This window comes from Paenibacillus sp. FSL F4-0087 (assembly GCF_038020215.1).
Lineage (GTDB): Bacteria > Bacillota > Bacilli > Paenibacillales > Paenibacillaceae > Paenibacillus > Paenibacillus taichungensis.
In genome coordinates, this window is sequence record NZ_JBBODJ010000001.1 from 4,430,688 (window position 1) to 4,445,406 (window position 14,719).

Below are 14,719 nucleotides of genomic sequence, written 5' to 3' on the forward strand. Positions count from 1 at the left end.
TCTACAAGATTGTACATTAAGTTACAAATGATTCCAAAATAACAAAAAGGCGGGAGTGAGCGTTTATCATGCATCAACCTTCAACGGTGGCGCAGGTTCTGACAAGCTTTATGACTCCAGATGAATAAGAACAACTTGTAGATGAGAGGAGCCATGTTCGTTTATGCTGCTACGAATGCTGAGAAATGATATCACCAGAAAAAAAGGGATCACAGCTGCGCTGTTTATTTTTGTACTGCTGGCTGCCCTGCTGGTATCTTCGGGATCACGGATGATTATGGAATTGACGAGTTCCATTCAATATCTGTTCTCTGAATCCAAGGCACCACATTTTGTACAGATGCACGCTGGAGAATTGGATCACGCCAAAGTAAACACTTGGGCCGATGGTCAATCCAACGTAGCCCAGCATCAGATTGTAGAGATGGTCAATATTGATGGCGCCAATTTGTTTCTTGGGGCAGAGTCGGAGAAAAGCAGTGTAATGGATATTGATTTTGTTACACAAAATCAGGATTTTGACTACTTGCTGAATTTAAACAGTGACATCATTCAGGTTAACGATGGGGAGATCGCGGTTCCTGTATATTACATGCAGCAAAGACAATTAAGCTTAGGAGATCAGGTTCAAATCGACAATGGACAATTTCAACGTTCGTATACCATCGTTGATTTTGTTCGAGATGCCCAGATGAATCCTTCCGTTGTTCACTCCAAACGTTTTGTGGTGAGTTCGAATAATCTGGAGGAACTGAAGCAGGGCGTCGGGGAGATGGAATATCTGATCGAGTTTCGCCTGAAAGATCCTGGACAGACAGGGTCGTTCACCCAAGCTTACCAAAATGCAGGCTTGCCTAATGCCGGTCCGGTCGTAACTTACGGTCTGTTTCAGTTACTGAATGCCATGACCGATGGTGTAATCGCAGCCGTTATCATATTGGTCAGTCTTGTGTTGATTCTGATTGCCATGCTCTGTATTCGGTTCACGATGCTGGCAACGATTGAAGAGGATTACCGGGAGATCAGTGTCATGAAGGCCATTGGAATCGCGGAGAAAGATATCAAGAAACTATATCTCATGAAGTATATATTCATGGCAGGCCTAGCTTCCCTGCTGGGGTACGTTGCATCACTTGGTGTAAACAGGCTGTTTGTCGCAAATATTTTGTTGTATATGGGCAAAGCCCCTGCAACTGTGCTGCATTTCGCCGTGCCATTGCTGGCTGCCGGTTTGATCTTTGTCATGGTGGTGCTGTTCTGCCGGACGGTATTGCGGCGGTTTCGTTCCATTTCTGCGGTGGAGGCGCTGCGGACAGGAAGTCTGGGAGATACGCAGATCATTCGCAATCGCCTTAGTCTGTCCCGAAATCGCTGGTCTTCCGTACCTGTCTTTCTGGGACTGAAGGAAGTTGTACAGCGAATCAAAATGTTTCGTTTGTTATTATTTGTGTTTGTCGTCAGTTCGTTCATCATGATTGTACCGATTAACTTCCTCAATACCTTGCAGGCACCAAGCTTTATTTCCTATATGGGCGTAGGACAGAGCGACATTCGTATCGACTTGAGACACACGGACGATGTGGAGCAACGCTATGATAATCTCATCACCGAGATCAAAAATGACCCGAGTATCAAAACGTATTCCCCGCTGGTAACCAGCCAGTTCAAGGTTCGGAATACGGAGGGCAGCTATGATAATCTGAGCGTGGAGACCGGGGACTTCAGCATTTTCCCTTTGTCCTATGTCAGTGGTAATGCACCAGCAGCCGGGAACGAAATTGCATTGTCGGATGCGAACAGCAGCGAGCTCGGACTGAAAACGGGGGAACAGCTCACCCTGCTGGTAAACGGTAAAGATCAGGTCATGACGGTCAGCGGTATCTATCAGGACGTGACAAACGGCGGGAAAACAGCGAAAGCTCTGCTGCCATACAACAAGGACAGCGTTCTGTGGTATGTGGTCAGCCTTGATCTGAAAGATCGCGGTCAAATGGCGACCAAAATTGCCGAATTCGAGACGTCCTTCGCTCCAGCCAAAGTGACGGATATCCAAGGTTATCTCGATCAGACGCTCGGAGGAACCATTCAGCAATTAAAAATGGTGACCATGCTGGCCTTGGCCATCGGTGTATTCATTTCGATATTAATTACTTCGTTGTTCCTTCAAATGTTGGTAGCAAAGGACAACAACGATATTGCTGTATTGCGAAGTCTCGGTTTTGCCTTGTCCAAGATAAAACTGAAGTATGTGGTGATGTCGCTTATTATTTTGGTCGTGGGCGTTGCTGCCGGAACGGTACTGTCCAATACGCTCGGGCCGTTGCTTGTCAGCAGTATAATGTCCACCTTTGGTGCTTCCAGTATTGTCTTCGTGATTGACCCGGTACAGGCGTACATTCTGTGTCCGGTGTTGCTTGCAGGCACTATCGTATTGACGGCTTGGATCAGCATCCAGTCAATCAAGGAAACTAGCATATCCAAAATGATCGTGGAATAGGGGAGAATCAGCGATGACAACGATACTAGAAGCAAAAAACGTGAATAAATCTGTAGCAATCGGCGAGAATGATGAACATAGCATTTTGAAAGATATCAATCTCCAGTTAAAAAAGGGAGAGTTCGTCTCGATTATGGGGCCGTCCGGCTCAGGCAAGTCTACATTGTTGTACAACATTAGCGGCATGGATCAGATCAGTGGCGGGAGTGTCTATTTTGACGGCAAAAAAATATCGGCATTTCAGGAGAATGATCTGGCCAGTCTGCGCTTGACCAAAATGGGGTTTATCTTTCAGAACATTCATCTACTCAAAAACCTTAATCTGCTCGACAACATTGTGCTTTCCGCGTATCTTGCCAAGAACAGCAGCAGGGATGCAATTAATACACGGGCGATGTCACTCATGAAAAAGATGGGGATTGACACGCTGGCTCATCACAACATCACGCAAGCTTCAGGGGGACAGTTGCAGCGGATTGCCATTTGCCGGGCGTTGATCAACAATCCGGATATTCTGTTTGGGGATGAGCCGACAGGGGCACTCAATTCCAAGTCGACACACGAAATCATGGATATTCTGGGGGACATCAATGCTGCCGGTACAACCATTCTCTTGGTAACACATGATGTCAAAGTGGCCGCCCGATCGGAACGTGTACTGTTTATGATGGATGGCAAGCTGGTTGCTGACAAAAATATCGGAAAATATGCAAGAGAACGTCAGGATCTGAAAAACCGGGAAAGTCATCTGTCACAATGGTTAACCGAAATGGGGTTCTAATCGGAGAACTTCACGACTAGAATAGACCGACAGTCGGTCGAATGGATTGGAGGACAGAAAATGAGATTGATCAAAAATCCGGAAGAACGCAGAAATGAAATATTGGATGCCGCCGAGATTCTGTTCGTGACAAAAGGGTACACCAAAGCAACTGTCATGGATATCCTTCAGGCTTGCAGCATTGCGAAGGGTACCTTTTATTATTATTTCCAGTCCAAGGAAGAAGTAATGAACGCCATCGTCATGCGTTTTATTCTGAACGGTGAAGCATCAGCCAGACGTGTGGTATCTGATCCGAACCTGAACGCGCACGACAAAATTTTTCGCATTATTATGGCGCAGAATCAGCCTGATGACAACAAGCTGGGACTGATTGAGCAACTGCACCATGTACAAAATGTGGAAATGCATCAAAAGAGTCTTGTTGAGACAGTTCTTCGATTAAGTCCTATCCTGGCTGAAGTGGTTGAGCAGGGCATCGAGGAAGGAGTGTTTCACACACCCAATCCCAGGGAATCGATTGAATTTTTACTGGTATCCTCACAATTTTTACTGGATCAGGGCATTTTTCAATGGGAGGAAGATCAGCTTCTCAAAAAAGTGGAAGCTTTCGCTCATATCACAGAACGTGTTCTGGGAGCGGAACAAGGAAGCTTCGCCTATGTTACCCGTTTGTATTTTCCTCATCAAGCCTAAACGAGAAAGGAGCGCTATCAATGGAACACACGGTTCACAAATCTTTCTCTTTCGGTAAGTTTCTGGTTGTATGGTTTGGTCAGCTGATCTCCATGATCGGAATTGGTCTCACGGCCTTCTCACTGGGGGTATATGCTTTTGAAAAGACCAATACGGCAACAAGTGTTGCACTCATTACCCTGTTTACATTTCTGCCCAACATTTTGCTTCGGCCGATTGGTGGTGTCTTGGCAGATAGGTTTGACCGCAGAACGATGATGATCATTGGTGATTTGGGTTCGGCTGCCGGTCTCGTTTTTATTCTGACCATCATGCTTACGGGTAATATTCAGTTATGGCATATCTATGTTGGGGTAGCATTCAGTTCTGTGTTTTCGGCACTGCAAAGTCCGGCATACAAGGCTTCCGCCACCGATCTGCTGGACAAAGACCAATTCTCCAAAGGAAGCGGACTTGTGCAGCTGGCCGAATCCTCCAAATTTTTATTTTCACCCATTATCGCGGGCATTCTGCTCAGTATTACAACCATTGAAGTCATACTGGTCATTAATATTGCAACATTCCTGATCGCTATTCTGGCTGTGTTGGTTATACGGAAGAGCATGAAGGTGGAGCGCGAGGAAAAGGAAGATCAAAACTGGATGACGGATATTCAGGAGGGATGGCGCGAGGTTGTAACCAATAAGGGAGTGCTGCTGCTGGTCATTATTATCTCTCTGGTTACCTTCTACCTCGGATTCCTGGAGACGCTGATTGGCCCAATGCTCTTGTCTTTCACGGATGCCAAAACACTTGGAACATTTCAGTCAGTTAGCGCTATTGGTATGCTGATCAGCAGTTTATGTATCGGCATATTCACGATGACGAAGAAATACGCCAGTGTGCTGGTGATGGGTTTGATCATGTGCGGACTGTCCTTCTCACTACTTGGGGTCTCCACGAACATTTATTTTATCATCTTCGCTGGCTTCCTGTTCCTCTCTTCACTTCCGTTTGTCAACATGAGTGCGGATGTGTTGGTGCGTAACAACATTGCCAACGAGAAGCAAGGCAGGGTCTGGGGCATCATCGGTATTCTGTCACAGCTCGGCTTCATCATCGCGTACAGTCTGGCCGGATTTCTGGCCGATCATGTGTTCAACCCGCTCATGATGGAGGGAGGGGCACTTGCGTCTTCCGTGGGGCAAATCATTGGAACCGGGCCGGGCAGAGGTATTGCCTTACTGTTTATCATTGCAGGTCTGTTCGTGATCCTGATCGCCATCATTACATCTCGTCTGAAAATGATCAAGACACTCGAGCAAAGCAGCGATATTTCATCTCCTCCCGATGTGGGTGGATTGGCACACGATTAGGGAAAATAATGCATCATAACTGATTATGTTAACAGGAAACGAGAACGGAACAAATTGCCAAGGGGTGTTCTCACAGTGGGAGAACACCCTAACAAGTTTAGTGAAATATTACCGAGTAACGATGTACCGATTAGAGGCGCCTGATAAAATGAATCATGCTATCGTTCGTTCCGTATAGATTTAAGAATAATTATCCCATGATTTAGTATATCGCCGCTTTTGTTTAATTAACAATTAGATTACCGTAACTTTCCATGTATTGGTAACGTTTAGAATGTGAAAAGCATGGAAGTGTGGCTAAAGCTAAAATAAAGAATGCGGAGTGAACAGTTATGAAAATGTACTCTAAGGGCGCCCTAATATCGGGTTTCGTAGTTTTTATCATTAGTGTTTCAGGCGGTCTCATGGTATCCCAGAATACAAGTGCTAAAAATACGATTATTCCAAGTCATATCACGACTATCAACTATTTTGAAAATGAACATGGACTGACATTCGGTAGGATTGAAGATTTCAAATCCGTTGAAATACTACCCGACTTAATCTATGCAGGAAGTGTAGACGGCATTGCTGGATATGTCATGAAAACAGATTATCTTAGTGAAACTACACGGATTGCCCCGCTTTTTGATGTTGACGGGAAAACCATCATTGGTTCTATTTTTGTTGGTGGTAAGAAAACGAATTATCCTAAAAATCGTAATGGGCAAACTTATGGTTCTGCCGTTGAGGCTACTTCTCCAGAAACAGAACCTCAACTAATTGAGGCTATTGGTGTGGATGGTACAGAAGGATATGTACTGAAAAAGGACCTGGATGGCGAGCAACCCAGTACACCTGAAGAAGCCATTGCACTACAGAACAGTAGAGCAGCGGATGGCCGTGATATTCCGCTGTATGATCTGGATGGTGAAAACGTGATTGGTGTGTTTCATGTTGGGGGAAAGTAATCAAAACCGTAGAAAGAATAATTACTCAAATCAATCGATATTTTACAGATTATTTCATAATTCATCATCTTGAGGTTGCTGTCGGTGGAATTAGAGTCGTGAAAAAAGATAATCAAATTTATAGTGTTAGCCCAATTTTTGTACTGCCAGAACATCAAGGAAAAGGGGGTGCTCAAAAAGTCTTTACAATGGTTGAGCAGATATATGATGATGCAAAGTCATGGAAATTGGGTACCATCTTACAAGAGAAAGGAAACTGTTATTTATATGAAAAGATAGGCTATAAAAACATGGGTGCAACAAAAGTAATTAACGACAAAATAACAATGGTATTTTATGGAAATCATTTATAGACGACTAGCTATTGGATTAAGTTAACCGCCTTTTAGTGGTTGGTTAACTTTTGTATGAAAATCAACAAGAAGTTTAACATAGACTTTCTATTAGAAGATGAAATCCTACTCATAACGACTGATTCAACTAACAGAAAACGATAACTCAATAAAAAGAAGGAGGCAGCCGATCCACGTGTGATCGGCTGCCTTTGTTCAATCAACTCAGGTTAGTTCATAATTGCAAGTACACTCGCATTTTAGAGATTAATACTTAAATTGGATTGTCAAACGCTCTAACTGCTGTGACATATCCGACAAGGTTGTGGCTAAGCTCGTAATTTGCTCCATTGAAGCCAGTTGTTCTTCTGAAGATGCAGCTATATTTTGTGAGTTGTCTGCAGCTTGAAGCGCAAGATTGGAGACTTGCTCTTGACCCGCAGTTATTTCCTGAACACTTGCAGTTATCTGCTGTGTAACACTGGCGAGTTCTTCCGTTTGTTGCGCGATAAAGTTTGTGGACCCCACAATTTTGTTGAACTGTTGTTCTGTCTCACTAGCAATCTGTATACCGGAGTCGACGTCCTGTTTAACTCGTTCCAACGTTTTAAGAGATTGCTCTATATCTGTACGCATATCATGAATCAACGTGGAAATCTGCCCGGATGACTGATTCGATTGTTCAGCAAGTTTTCTCACTTCAGCAGCAACTACGGAGAAACCGCGGCCTTCTTCTCCTGCACGCGCAGCCTCAATTGAAGCATTTAAAGCCAGAAGGTTAGTCTGCTTTGCGATATCCGTAATGGCATGTAGCATCGTATCGATCTGCTGGCTGCGTTCATCAAGCATCCTCATTACTACATCGGTTTCATTAACGGAATGGTTAATCAGGTTCATTTGCTTCGTCGTGTGCTCTATGGCAGTACTACCTATATTCGCTAATTCCATCGCATCAACAGAAGAATCAGCAATAGTTGAGGAGCTTTCCGCTATTCGCTGGATACCAATTGATATTTCCTCGAGTGAGTTGGTTGTTCTTTGAAGCATCATTTGTTGCTCCTGCGCTCCGACTGCGGATTCTTGGATCGAAATGGTGATATTCTCAGTTGCTTGACTGGTGTGCTCTGCTCCAAGGGTCAATTCTTTGGAGGATGAAGCTACCTGCTTTGTGGAGAGGTCGACTTGTCTAATAAGATATCTTATGTTTTTAATCATTTCATTAAAGTCTTTAGACAGCTCACCTATTTCATCTTTGGACTTTATTTTGACTTCTTCAACGGTTAGATCACCGTCCGCAACGGACTTCAGTCGTTTGGCGATCTTAAGGATAGGCTTCGTTAGACGCCCTGAGACGATGCTGACGATAACTGATCCGAGAACTACTGCAACTGCCGTAACTATTATTACAAGATAAAGAACTTGCGTTGCACCGCTGTTGAACTCACTTAAATATGCACCTGAACCGACGATCCAGCCCCAATGTGGATCCATTTCAACATATGAAACTTTCGTTTCTATTTCACCTGTATCAGGTAGAGCCCACTTATAGGTGACAAATCCCCCTCCGGCTGATCCAACCTTAACAAGCTCTTTCCCCAAATACACGCCATCTTCCGTTACGACATCTGTCAAATCTTGACCTTCATTTGAAGGATTCATCACGGAATGAGCACTCTTATCAACTGCCCATGGATATCCTGTTTTCCCTACAGTATATTCACTTTTTACAGGTCGCTTATTTTCTGCATTTTTTTCACCGAGCAGTTCGACGCGGAGTTTTTCCTGTGCTTGCTCCAATGTTAAATCTCCGCTCTCTACTTGCTCATTGAGGATGCTAATCATGCCAATAACCATATTCACACTATTTTCAAGTGCTGCCTTGCCTGATTCATTCATTTCAGTTTTCGAAACCGTATACGAAGTGAACCCTATCACAATCGTGGGCACAATTAGTATAGCCAAGCATAGAGTGACTAACTTTGTTCTCAAAGATCTCATTTTTAGTATGGATACAATCTTTGTTTTCACTGTATTTCCCCCTCAACACAACAATTTACAGCTCCCATAACTTTAATAGTTAAAATTTAAAATAAAAGTCTGTACATAATATATCGAAAAAATATACTGTAAAATGAAGTCCTCGAGCTATGCCTTTCCTCTTATCTGAATCCACTTGACCTACTAAAAACATTACGACTGGGAGTTTGTGTTAGTTTTTGGTTTTTGTATAGAAATGCTGTTAATGGACTACGCTTAAGGTTAGATGTGATCTTATGAAGGAGGTCATTGCTTTTTGAAATTTGAACTAGGACGTTGCTTACTGAATGAACGATTGATGGAATCCGGAAAGTCAGCGGAATGGCTGGCAAAGGAATTGCTTATTAAACCGGAACGAGTTTACGATTTTATCGAAAACAAAAGAGTGATGCCGCTCAAAATTGCCATCTCGATCGCTGATTCCATCGGTTGTGATGTTCGTGCCTTGTATGAGTTAATTCCGAATGATTATGAATTAATGGGAGATTAATGAAATAAGTGGTAGGTTATGTTAAAGATAAAAATGTGCTTCATAAAATTTGGAGGGAATGCCCTTGCCTAAATGGATTGTTTCATTGATTTTTGTCTTTACGCTTTCTGTTGGAATCAACAATGACCTACTCATCGCATCAGCTAAACCTACGCAAGCTTTTTCAAATGTTGATTTGGACAAGCTGCAAACTGCTGCGGATTTCAAACTCTTTACGCCGTCTTACTTGGTTGAAAACTATAAATTAGAAATTAAGGAGCCATACCCGTTTGATCTTAGACAATCAGTTTCAAAAGTTAGACTTCATTTTTTTGATGAATCAGGACAGACATATTTGTTTGGAATTGAAGAACATAAGGCGGGTGGATATAAAGTAAACCGAGTTGTCATTAACGTCGATGTTCGTAACCGATCAAGTACAACAAGAACTATAGTCGAGGATTTTAAATTTAATGAACATGGAGAGAAAATGAACATTAATGGAATCGAAGGGCGATTTGAACCATGGGCTAACCATATACCAGGAGGATACCTACGATGGGTACAAAATGATACTTTCATTGAAATGGACAGCGGAGAATTAACCAAAGAGGAAATGATCGCGTTAGCAAAATCAATGAGATGATTCAGTAATTCAAACTAACGGAAAATGAAAGTAATTAAGGCTGCCAGCTTACATGGGAGCCTATTTTATTTGACTTTTAGTAGACCACGAAAGCGGAATGACTTGTATTCTTGAAATTAAGCAACAAATTCAATATAAATCCGTTGTAGTATGAGAGAGGTGATATGATGTGACAAAAATGAGTAGTTGGATCTTAATGTTGGTATTAGTGGTACCTATGATATTTGCTGGGTGTTCATTAACAGAAAATGAAGAAATTGTGACTCAAAGTGTAGTAGCATCTGATTTTGTTCTCGAAGTAACAACTTCAACTAATATAGTTACTGGTGAAGCAATAAAAGTAAAAGGGACTCTTAAATATACGGGTATTCAACCCGTTGAAGTTTCCCATGGAAAACCAATCATTCGTTTTTACTTTTCGGGTAGTAACGAGGAGCGTAATTATAAGGATATGGCATATTTAACTGAGTTTAAGTCAGGTCAACTAGTTGAGGTTGAAGATGAATTTATAGTAACAAAAAAAGGGAAACAAAATCTTCTTGTAAATATTGATGGGGATATCTCATTAACAATGAATCCAATTGAAATTCTTGTTAAATAATCTTAGTTGAATTCAACTAACGGGCAGGTTAGTTTTAATTTGAAGTTTCGCTGCACGGAATCAATAGAACGAGCTATGTGGTAAAATATAGGAGGAGTACTATTCAAAAAATGAGGAGGCAACAAATACATAATGGTCAATGACCTATACCGAAAAATTGGTCTCTTATTTTTAAAGAAAAATCTAGTTCAGTTAGCAGTTCAGTTTTTTATTTCTGCGTTAATCGGAGTTATATATACATTTATGATCATTGATGAAACAATAGGTGGCTATATTAATAAAGTATTACCGAGTAAGGATGGACCGGATTTTTATCATTATCTGCCCATTGTGATCACTGTGTTAATTTACTCGTGTTTCATTCAAAGAAAAGAAAGAATTTTTATAGAAAAAATTTCATTCAGTTGTCTTCATATTTTGATTGCAATACTAAGCTGTATTTCTTCTCTTATCGTTATAATGATGGTTCAATCCCCATTGATGAATTAATACATCATTACGCTTACGGAAAAGGTTGTTGAATAAAAACAAGAAAGCAGCCGATTTATGTTGAACTGTACCTCCTATTGTCAGATGATATCTAACTATTGGGTTGCAGTTCATGTGATTGGCTGCTTTTATTCAGCTAACGGGCAGGTTAGTGTAATTCTTACGTCGAATAAATCTACTATTTGAGCGGGCACTAAGTATACTAAAGGGCAGAATACCACGAAGCTTAGGAGGAGTAGGAAGATGATTCGGGGTGTAATTATTGAAGGGATGTCTACTGCAGGAAAAACATCATTATTTTCTGCTATAAAGAGATTACATAGTCAAACACCGAATAATGAAAAAACTATAATTGCAATAAGTGAACACTATTCACAAGTATTACATTCACACCAAGGTGTTTTAAGATCCATGGATAAGGATGAACATATTTCACTTCTAAGTCGACATGTTGATTATCTTGAACAACAATACGATTGGATTAACTCTCTTGGTCATTCCAAACCATCCAAAGGTATATTTTTTCTTTTAGAGAGGTTTCATGTAAATCATAGAGCCGCATTTAAAGCCTCTCCTGAGATTGAGTTGCTTGAGAAACGTCTAAGCAGGATGAATGCACTTTGTGTACTCTTAACCTTGACCCCGGATGCTGTTGAGTCTAGGTATATCGATAGTCGCGGTGAAGCTTGGAAGTCATATGTTATGGGGAATTCTAGAACTCCCCAAGTATGTGAAACGTTTTTAGATAATCAAGAAAATCTTCGAATGGCTACGAAACAATCATTGATTCCGACTATAGAGATTAACACAGATGAAGCGGATTGGGATGCTTATGCGAAACAAGTCCTTACGGATTTAGGTTAAACGATGGCGTTCAGCCAAGACGCTATGGCATCCTGACAGAGATCAGTTAAATCGAATGAAAAGCTTCATTGATGAAACGAGCGGAAGACAACATGTTTAAGTAATCGATGAGACCAGGAGGGGAATTCGAAATGAAGACGATCAAGTGTATGATGGAACACCTGTACTGGGCAGACGGACGTATCCTGGACGCGCTCGAAGAGAGTGGGACGAAGAACAAGGACCTTCTGAAACTGGTTCGGCATGTTGCGGTCGCAGAACGAGTCTGGCTGTCCCGATTGCAGGGCAAGGGCAGCGCGCAATATTCGTTATGGGAAGAAGCGGAAGACCTGGCGGCGCTCCGGACGATGTTCGAAGAAAATGCTGAGCAATATCGCGTCTATATCGAAGGGCTTGAGGAATCTGAGTTGGACGAAATGATCGACTACGCGAATCAGAGCGGGGTTCCATTCCGAACATCCGTCCGTGACATCCTGTTGCAGGTTCTCTTACATGGGCAATATCACCGGGGACAGATCAATCGGGTACTTCGGATCGAATCGGCAGAGCCTGTCCAAGTAGATTACATCACATTCGCGAGACTCTAACGGGCAGGATAGCGTGGCATATAGAGGACTGGATATTCATAGATAGGTTTCTTAATAAGAGGAACAGAAACCTATCCTGGGGATAACCGAAAGAGAATTAAAAAATAAAGGTTTTAATTAATCATTAAACTCAACAAACACATGCATATACTTATCTAATCCTGGAAGACCGGTCGTTTCTTTGATATCCAAAAATTTAAGTTTTTCTTCCCAGTCCACTCTTTCTTGGTCGGACTCATTAGCAGCTACTTCAAAAATATATGCTAAGACAAATGCATCAATACTTGAGACTCCATTTTTTAATTGTACCCACTCTCGAGGGAGAACAACTTGATTTTTACCCGCTGTGATTTCTTTGCCAGAGAAATTAAGAATCAGTTCTTGGCCTTGATTTTTAACCGTAGTAATTTTTTTCTTTCCGTCCCAATTAAACGTTGCTCCAGATTGTTTAAAAACATCCTTCATAGGAACATAAGTGGAGTTATACGTCGTTCTAGTCAACTTGTGGTCCTTTGTGATATTTAGTTCTATCTTTTTTAATGAAGGATTATATGTATACGCTGCACGTTCCTTAAAAGGTAGATCCTTTAAAGGTTGGTCCGTAGCAGATGCAACCGACACTACACCCACAACTAAAGTTGACATCAACAATAGAGAAACTAATCGCTTCATCTTGATTCCTCCTTAAGTATTGTTATTCACGTAACATAAACGCTACAAGACAGGAAAATGTTTCCTTTAAAATCCATTTGTATGAAAAGGGAGGTTAGGCATGGAAATTAAGATACGAGAAATTGTAGCGAATGATTATACTGAAGTTGTTTTTTTATGGAACGATGTGCTTGAGATTCGCAATGTTGATGATGAAAACTTCCGGGTTACTATAGAAAAAATGAATGAGGATGGGAATTACAAAACATTTGTTGCATTATTTGAAAATGATGTGGTTGGTTTTGTAACTATAGTTCAGGCATTGTCCATAGGGGTTTCGATTGGTTATTTACATATACAAGCTCTGGCCGTTAAAAAGGAATTTCAGCATCGTGGGGTAGGTACACAACTATTAAGACACACTGAAAATTATGCTAAAGAACTCGGAATATCTAGTATTATTTTATGCAGCGGATTCAAGCGAACCGACGCCCATGCTTTCTATGAGCATAATGGCTATGACAAAGATTCATACTGCTTTGATAAGCTTATTAACCTTGGCTAGTAAGTAATAATTGAATCAAACTAATCAATATTTCCTTTACTTGAGAGGGGATTGAGACGTATAATCCGTTCAGACATCAGAGCAAGAAGAGGGGAAAAATGATTATGAATAACGGGTTAGTCAACGCTATTATTGCGTATATCATGTGGGGGGTTCTCCCGCTTTATTGGAAGTTGTTTAGCGAAGTTCCGGCAGGCGAGATTCTGTCGCATCGGGTTGTATGGTCGTTCGTTTTTATGGGTATTCTGGTCGCCGCCCAGCGCCGCTGGGGTGACATAAAGCGGATTGCAACTAACCGCTCGCTTCTTCTGTCCCTCACCGCCAGTGGAATGCTGATTGCAGTTAATTGGCTTATCTTCATCTGGGCGGTCAACAACGGCCATGTCGTAGAGACAAGCCTTGGCTATTATTTGAATCCGTTGCTGAACGTCCTGTTAGCGGTTCTCTTCCTTCGTGAGAAGCCAAACCGCGGGCAATGGCTCGCGATTGCCATCGCTGGCGCAGCGGTGCTTATCATCGCGATTGACTATGGACGGTTTCCGTGGGTCGCGATCTCGCTGGCTGCGTCATTTGGTTTGTACGGCCTGGCGAAGAAGAAGATCAAGCAAGACGCTTCTATAGGTTTATTCTCGGAGACGGCTGTAGTCCTGCCTGTCGCGCTCGGCTACTGGATCTATTTGGCCGTTGTGGGGAAAACGACGGCATGGACGCTGCCTGCACCGACGTTCATTGAATTGCTTCTTTCCGGTGTGGTCACGGCGCTGCCGCTGCTCTTTTTTGCGCGAGCAGCCGCCCGGATGTCGCTGTCAACGCTCGGCTTCGTTCAATACATCGGGCCGACGATCATGCTGTTACTGAGCATATTCGTATTCAAGGAATCGGTCTCGCCGGTTCTGCTCGTTGGCTTTGCGCTCATCTGGACAGCGCTCGTCGTGTACGCTACAGCATCGATTCGCGGCACGAAACTCGCGAAGGCGAGCTGATGGCACAGACCCCGTATCATCAAAATGGCTCTTTCCGTCCGATAAGGCGGAAAGAGCCATTTTTTGTTTGTGGTGTTATCTGACACTTTGAACAAGAGCCGAAAGGCACCTATAAGTTGATAAGAAAGATTTTTAATCCTCTGAAAAAGCTTCCATTTATAGTATGATAAGACTATCGCTAGCTTCTTCAAACATGGCCTGTATTATCTCTGCGGC

The 14,719-nt window shown here is 42.3% G+C and carries 15 protein-coding genes; 13 read left to right on the forward strand and 2 right to left on the reverse strand.

What is annotated here, in order from left to right:
• Positions 1-163 precede the first annotated feature (163 nt).
• The 6 genes from MHB84_RS20375 to MHB84_RS20400 all read left to right on the forward strand — a co-directional run bounded on the left by MHB84_RS20375 (position 164) and on the right by MHB84_RS20400 (position 6,632).
• Positions 164-2,497 carry an ABC transporter permease gene (locus MHB84_RS20375; protein ID WP_076287894.1) on the forward strand — a complete coding sequence of 778 codons (2,334 nt, stop codon included), beginning with the start codon at positions 164-166 and terminating at the stop codon, positions 2,495-2,497.
• Positions 2,498-2,510: 13 nt separating this feature from the next.
• Positions 2,511-3,278, forward strand: coding sequence for an ABC transporter ATP-binding protein (locus tag MHB84_RS20380; protein WP_076287895.1), 768 nt, complete (start codon positions 2,511-2,513; stop codon positions 3,276-3,278).
• 60 nt (positions 3,279-3,338) lie between these two features.
• The gene (locus MHB84_RS20385; RefSeq protein ID WP_076287896.1) at positions 3,339-3,974 is read left to right on the forward strand and encodes a TetR/AcrR family transcriptional regulator; all 636 of its coding nucleotides are present in this window, start codon (positions 3,339-3,341) and stop codon (positions 3,972-3,974) included.
• A gap of 20 nt (positions 3,975-3,994) precedes the next feature.
• Complete coding sequence (locus MHB84_RS20390; RefSeq protein WP_076287897.1) at positions 3,995-5,329, forward strand: MFS transporter; 1,335 nt, start codon at positions 3,995-3,997, stop codon at positions 5,327-5,329.
• A 332-nt stretch (positions 5,330-5,661) separates the two neighbouring features.
• On the forward strand, positions 5,662-6,279 hold the full coding sequence (locus MHB84_RS20395; protein WP_143764554.1) for a hypothetical protein: 618 nt from the start codon (positions 5,662-5,664) through the stop codon (positions 6,277-6,279).
• Positions 6,280-6,335: 56 nt separating this feature from the next.
• Positions 6,336-6,632 carry a GNAT family N-acetyltransferase gene (locus MHB84_RS20400; protein WP_445322135.1) on the forward strand — a complete coding sequence of 99 codons (297 nt, stop codon included), beginning with the start codon at positions 6,336-6,338 and terminating at the stop codon, positions 6,630-6,632.
• 246 nt (positions 6,633-6,878) lie between these two features.
• Here MHB84_RS20400 and MHB84_RS20405 read toward each other — a convergent pair whose 3' ends face one another.
• Complete coding sequence (locus MHB84_RS20405; protein WP_083678781.1) at positions 6,879-8,639, reverse strand: methyl-accepting chemotaxis protein; 1,761 nt, start codon at positions 8,637-8,639, stop codon at positions 6,879-6,881.
• 265 nt (positions 8,640-8,904) lie between these two features.
• Between MHB84_RS20405 and MHB84_RS20410 the strand changes: the two genes are divergently transcribed.
• The 5 genes from MHB84_RS20410 to MHB84_RS20430 all read left to right on the forward strand — a co-directional run bounded on the left by MHB84_RS20410 (position 8,905) and on the right by MHB84_RS20430 (position 12,304).
• Positions 8,905-9,138: a transcriptional regulator gene (locus MHB84_RS20410; protein ID WP_076287899.1), complete on the forward strand. Its 234-nt coding sequence runs from the start codon at positions 8,905-8,907 to the stop codon at positions 9,136-9,138.
• Positions 9,139-9,202: 64 nt separating this feature from the next.
• Positions 9,203-9,763, forward strand: a complete 561-nt coding sequence (locus MHB84_RS20415) for a DUF4367 domain-containing protein (protein WP_076287900.1) — start codon at positions 9,203-9,205, stop codon at positions 9,761-9,763.
• A gap of 169 nt (positions 9,764-9,932) precedes the next feature.
• The gene (locus MHB84_RS20420) at positions 9,933-10,364 is read left to right on the forward strand and encodes a hypothetical protein (protein WP_076287901.1); all 432 of its coding nucleotides are present in this window, start codon (positions 9,933-9,935) and stop codon (positions 10,362-10,364) included.
• A gap of 732 nt (positions 10,365-11,096) precedes the next feature.
• Complete coding sequence (locus MHB84_RS20425) at positions 11,097-11,717, forward strand: hypothetical protein (protein WP_076287903.1); 621 nt, start codon at positions 11,097-11,099, stop codon at positions 11,715-11,717.
• 131 nt (positions 11,718-11,848) lie between these two features.
• Entirely contained in the window at positions 11,849-12,304 is a 456-nt protein-coding gene (locus MHB84_RS20430) for a DinB family protein (RefSeq protein ID WP_076287904.1), read from the forward strand.
• A 117-nt stretch (positions 12,305-12,421) separates the two neighbouring features.
• Here MHB84_RS20430 and MHB84_RS20435 read toward each other — a convergent pair whose 3' ends face one another.
• On the reverse strand, positions 12,422-12,976 hold the full coding sequence (locus MHB84_RS20435) for a stalk domain-containing protein (RefSeq protein ID WP_076287905.1): 555 nt from the start codon (positions 12,974-12,976) through the stop codon (positions 12,422-12,424).
• 100 nt (positions 12,977-13,076) lie between these two features.
• Between MHB84_RS20435 and MHB84_RS20440 the strand changes: the two genes are divergently transcribed.
• The gene (locus MHB84_RS20440; protein WP_076287906.1) at positions 13,077-13,520 is read left to right on the forward strand and encodes a GNAT family N-acetyltransferase; all 444 of its coding nucleotides are present in this window, start codon (positions 13,077-13,079) and stop codon (positions 13,518-13,520) included.
• Positions 13,521-13,624: 104 nt separating this feature from the next.
• Positions 13,625-14,503 carry an EamA family transporter RarD gene (gene rarD / locus MHB84_RS20445; protein WP_064640718.1) on the forward strand — a complete coding sequence of 293 codons (879 nt, stop codon included), beginning with the start codon at positions 13,625-13,627 and terminating at the stop codon, positions 14,501-14,503.
• Positions 14,504-14,719 lie beyond the last annotated feature (216 nt).

What these genes read in the sequence shown, in the direction of transcription:
- MHB84_RS20375 (WP_076287894.1), top strand. Translation starts at nt 164, where the DNA reads ATGCTGCTACGAATGCTGAGAAATGATATCACCAGAAAAAAAGGGATC.
- MHB84_RS20380 (WP_076287895.1), top strand. Translation starts at nt 2,511, where the DNA reads ATGACAACGATACTAGAAGCAAAAAACGTGAATAAATCTGTAGCAATC.
- MHB84_RS20385 (WP_076287896.1), top strand. Translation starts at nt 3,339, where the DNA reads ATGAGATTGATCAAAAATCCGGAAGAACGCAGAAATGAAATATTGGAT.
- MHB84_RS20390 (WP_076287897.1), top strand. Translation starts at nt 3,995, where the DNA reads ATGGAACACACGGTTCACAAATCTTTCTCTTTCGGTAAGTTTCTGGTT.
- MHB84_RS20395 (WP_143764554.1), top strand. Translation starts at nt 5,662, where the DNA reads ATGAAAATGTACTCTAAGGGCGCCCTAATATCGGGTTTCGTAGTTTTT.
- MHB84_RS20425 (WP_076287903.1), top strand. Translation starts at nt 11,097, where the DNA reads ATGATTCGGGGTGTAATTATTGAAGGGATGTCTACTGCAGGAAAAACA.
- MHB84_RS20430 (WP_076287904.1), top strand. Translation starts at nt 11,849, where the DNA reads ATGAAGACGATCAAGTGTATGATGGAACACCTGTACTGGGCAGACGGA.
- MHB84_RS20435 (WP_076287905.1), bottom strand. Translation starts at nt 12,976, where the DNA reads ATGAAGCGATTAGTTTCTCTATTGTTGATGTCAACTTTAGTTGTGGGT.
- MHB84_RS20440 (WP_076287906.1), top strand. Translation starts at nt 13,077, where the DNA reads ATGGAAATTAAGATACGAGAAATTGTAGCGAATGATTATACTGAAGTT.
- rarD (WP_064640718.1), top strand. Translation starts at nt 13,625, where the DNA reads ATGAATAACGGGTTAGTCAACGCTATTATTGCGTATATCATGTGGGGG.